The organism is Kitasatospora sp. NPDC059817, from assembly GCF_042731835.1.
Taxonomy (GTDB): Bacteria; Actinomycetota; Actinomycetes; order Streptomycetales; family Streptomycetaceae; genus Kitasatospora.
The window spans coordinates 1-1,222 of sequence record NZ_JBHWIR010000439.1 but is presented as its reverse complement, the minus strand read 5'-3'; the positions used below and the strand labels follow the sequence as shown (position 1 = coordinate 1,222).

Genomic DNA, 1,222 nt, shown 5'->3' with positions numbered 1-1,222 from the left:
CGCGTCCGCCGGCCGGCCGGCGGACGCTCCCCCGACCTGGGGCGGCGACCTCGGCGCGGCCCTGGTGGCTCAGGGGTCGATCGGCGCCGCCGAGCTCGAAGCCGTCTGCACCGCCGCCGCCTTCGACGGGGCCTTCGCCCTGGTGCTGAGCCCGCCCGGCAGTTGGGAGACGGCCGAGGCGGCGCCGCCTGCCAGGATCGCGCTGCGCCCGGGCATCGAGCCGGAGCAGCTCTTCGAGGAGACCGCCCGGCGGACGGCCCTGCTGACCCGCCTCTGGGGACCGCCCGGCGAACTGGCCCGCATCCGGATCCGTCCTGCCGCCCGGGCCGAATCCGGCGCGCTGCGGATCCCGGTCCGCTACCGGGAGATCCTGGCCGCCGCCACCGGCCGCCGCACCGCGCGCGACCTCGGCTTCGCCCTGGGACGCGGTGTGTTCGCGGTGCTCCTCGACGTCGTACGGATGGACGCCCGGCACCTGCTCCACCGGGAACCGGCGCACCCCACTCCCCTGGCACCGAGCGTGGCCCCGCGCATGCCGACGGGCGAACCGCCGCCGGCCGGCACCGGGCCGCTGCCGCGCCGCGTCCGCCGCGGACGCGGCGCGGGTGGTCCGGGCGGCCCCGGCGGCCTGCCCGCCCGATCCGAGGGAGCGGCGGCCGCTTCCGAGGGTCCACCGAACGCACACCGCGCCGAACACACCGCGCGTACCGAGACGACCGAGCAGAGTGAGAAGAGCGCACCATGAGCAGCCAGACACCGACCGCCGTGCTGGTCGACGAGTTGAAGTCCCTCCGCGACCGGGTCATGGGCATCTCGGAGAGTGTCATCTCCACCACTGACGGCCTGTTGGTGGCCGCCGACACGGCCGCCGTCCACCCCGAGTCGGCCGCCGCCCGGTCGGCCGCCATGCTCGGCCTCGGCCGGCGCACCGCGGCCGAGGTCGGCGTGGGCGGCCTGCGCGACGTGGTCACCCGCTGCAACAGCGGCTACGTCGTGGTGCTGGCGATCGGGGAGCAGGCGCTGCTGATGATCCTGGGAGACGAGGGCCTCGACGTCGCCGGCCTGCACCGCGAGTCGCCCGCCACGGTCCGCCGCCTGAGCGAGCTGCTCGGGATGGTCCCCGCGGTCTAGGGGCTCTCTTTCGGATCACGCCGGGCGCGCGACGCCGGAGCACGCACCTCGCCGCGTTGTCGTCGGTCGCCGATACTCCGCATGGACTCCC

At 76.3% G+C, this 1,222-nt stretch carries 2 protein-coding genes; both read left to right on the top strand.

The window, feature by feature from the left end:
• The coding region (locus ACFV61_RS36090; protein WP_380496423.1) for a hypothetical protein at positions 1-745 on the top strand (745 nt) is incomplete at its 5' end.
• Positions 742-1,131 carry a roadblock/LC7 domain-containing protein gene (locus ACFV61_RS36085; protein WP_380496422.1) on the top strand — a complete coding sequence of 130 codons (390 nt, stop codon included), beginning with the start codon at positions 742-744 and terminating at the stop codon, positions 1,129-1,131. The genes ACFV61_RS36090 and ACFV61_RS36085, both read left to right, overlap by 4 nt.
• Positions 1,132-1,222 lie beyond the last annotated feature (91 nt).